2 protein-coding genes and 1 pseudogene are annotated in these 2,646 nt (G+C 42.7%); 1 reads left to right on the plus strand and 2 read right to left on the minus strand.

The window, feature by feature from the left end:
- Together CWI32_RS14905 and CWI32_RS14910 are read right to left on the minus strand one after the other, a co-directional pair.
- The coding region (locus CWI32_RS14905; RefSeq protein ID WP_157799543.1) for an HlyD family secretion protein at positions 1-706 on the minus strand (706 nt) is incomplete at its 3' end.
- 11 nt (positions 707-717) lie between these two features.
- Positions 718-2,178, minus strand: a complete 1,461-nt coding sequence (locus CWI32_RS14910) for a TolC family protein (protein ID WP_005093777.1) — start codon at positions 2,176-2,178, stop codon at positions 718-720.
- A 232-nt stretch (positions 2,179-2,410) separates the two neighbouring features.
- Between CWI32_RS14910 and CWI32_RS14915 the strand changes: the two are divergent.
- Positions 2,411-2,646 (plus strand): annotated as a pseudogene (locus CWI32_RS14915) (IS982 family transposase); the annotation flags it as partial.

Raw genomic sequence — 2,646 nt, forward strand, 5'->3', positions numbered from 1 at the left:
CTTGTGCATCGGCAGAACTCTTTTGCTGCGAGGTGCTGCCACGTTTGGCACGTGCGTATTGCTGATACGCTGCTTCTGTCATTTGTGCCGCTGATTGACTGGCTGCATACAATTCATCACGGCGCTGGCGTGAAATCACACCTTCCTTAAATAAATTTGCACCACGCTCATAAGAAACTTTGGTTAAATTTTGCTGTGCTTTCAGCGATTGCCAGTTGGCATACAGGCTGGCGATATTTTCTTCCTGCGAGCCACGTTCAGCAGTCGATTGTAAGGCCAGCGCAGATTGCAAAGCCGCTACAGCTTGCTGTTTTTTGGCCTGAATTTCCGGGCTGTTTAAGCGCACCAGCACATCGCCTTTTTTGACCTGCTGACCTTCTGCTACATAAATTTCTTCAATACGGCTTGGCACTTTGGTCGCCACCTGAACCGTTTCAGCTTCTACACGACCCTGCAATTCAAGCGGAGCGGGTTGATAGCTTTTCCATAATCCAAAAGCGATGACTGCCAGCAGAACTGGAATCAGGGCGAGCAATAAATATTTTTTCTTTTTGGAGATTTCAGGAGCTTCTTCATGCTCGGTGGAAGTCGTCGCGTTATTTTCTATTTCAGTTTTTGTTTCTACCTGTTGTGCAGGCGATTTTTCTGTATCGCTGGATGAAGCCGCTTCATTCACAGGATCATTGGATTTTTGATCTTCGTTCATGTTCGGCTCCATTAGCGAATAGAGTGGGTGTTGGTATGTTGGATGTAGTTCGGAAATTCTGCAATCGAGCCATGGCTTTGTAATAGGGTGGCCAGTGACATCACATATTTGTAGGCATTCAAGGCAGTTTCAGCTCGTAGTCCGCTCAGCATATTTTGTGCATCGATGACCTGTGTGGCGGTGCCCATATCTTCTTTAAAAGACAATTCTTGGATGCGTAAATTTTCCTGTGCGGCTTTCAAGTTTTGTGCCAGAAGCGCATCACTTTGCTGTGCGCTGAGTGCTTCGCTATAAGATTTATAGATCAAATTTTCAATTTCTTGCTGGGTGCGTGCAGTGAGTAATTCTGTAGCAGAGCGTTTGAGTTCGGCAGCCTGAATATTTTTGTTTTTATCAATTCCGGAAAACAGGTTATAACGTGCGGCAACTCCGACAATCCAGTTTTCATTTTGATCCAGACTATATTCACCAAAAGCAAAAACATTCGGTTTTTTTGCCGCTTGCTGGGCTTTGACATTGGCTTGGGCCAATTGGGTATCCAGCTGCATTTTTTGAATCAACGCAGAGTTCTGACTAAAAGTTTTTAGCAGATGATTTAAGGCCTGTGGCTCGGTTTTATTGACAAATAAAGGCGTCGAAAGTTCGGTGATGCTACTTTCCTGAAGCAGATTATTCAGCTGGAACAGCGCAGCATTCAAATTGGCTTGTGTGTTTTGCTGGCTGCGTTCGGCATTATTACGTGCCACTTCAAATTGCATGCGCTGGCCTTTACTGATAAAACCTTGCTGTTCCATCTTTAAGGCGTTGCGATAATGCTGCTGCATGGCATTCAAGTTAAACAGTGCTGCTGCATGCAGTTGCTTTTGGAGCTGGACATTGAAATAACTTTGAATCAGTTCAAAACGCTGCGTATCTTGCTGCTGTTTGTTGCTGAGCTGACTACGACCTACTTGAATATTGGCGATTTCTTTGGCGCTGCTTGTCAGTCCACCGGTATAAAGCGGCATCATGACTGAAACCGTCGGGCGAATCACCTGATCATCCAGCACGACATGCGAACTATCAGGAATTAAGCCAACTCCATTTTGAATAGGTTGTCTTAAACTATTTTTTAGCGGGTCAGCCAGATCACCTAAGTTCAGTTCATCAATTCTATTATTGACACCATCCGTTAAGGATTGCTCTAAATTATTTTTTAATGCACCTAAAGGCAGATCGAGTTCATTATGAAAGGCATACGCACGAACATTCAGATCGACACGCGGCAGACCTACGCCTTTTACTGCTTCAGCTTCAAGTTTTGAAGCCTGCTCCAGACTTTGATAGGCTTGGCTGCTATAAGAGTTTTGCAACAACTGACGTTCAGCGTCCTGAAAGCTGATGCTCTGCGCATGAGCAAAGCTGCCATACATCATCGATGCAAGCAGATTTAACCCCCAGACAAGCTGTCTTTTATTTTTCTTTAAGTTCATAAAGTCGCTAAACTGATTTAAAGCCGGTAATGTTATCCGGCTAGTATAAATCAAAGGTATGCAGATAGAACTAGTGTAAAGTTATAGTATTGTTTCTTGTACATTTGTCTATAAAAAAGGAAGCTTATGCATCCTTAATTAACCCGAATCGCGGATAAGAAATTGACTTGAAAAATAAGAGGACTAGAGCCATCAGTTGAGTTACCACACCAAACTCACAACTCTAGTCCTGATGTTCAATAGTACCGAATTATTCAGCGTAATTAATGATTTTTTCTTAAATTTGAATCAACTTATTGGGAGTTTCTCAAACAAAACCGTGGTTCCTTAAGAATCAGAACTGCTCAACTTACAATTTCAGAAATCTGCTTTATTGCCATTTGGTACAAATGCTCTCATTTCAATAATTTCAAAGCCTTTTTCACCTGGCTAAAAGAAGATAAAAGCCATTTATTTAAGTACTTGCCT

This window comes from Acinetobacter pseudolwoffii (assembly GCF_002803605.1).
Classification (GTDB): Bacteria; Pseudomonadota; Gammaproteobacteria; order Pseudomonadales; family Moraxellaceae; genus Acinetobacter; species Acinetobacter pseudolwoffii.

Excerpts from the sequence above, each read along its gene's own strand:
- CWI32_RS14910 (WP_005093777.1), bottom strand. The coding sequence starts at position 2,178 with ATGAACTTAAAGAAAAATAAAAGACAGCTTGTCTGGGGGTTAAATCTG.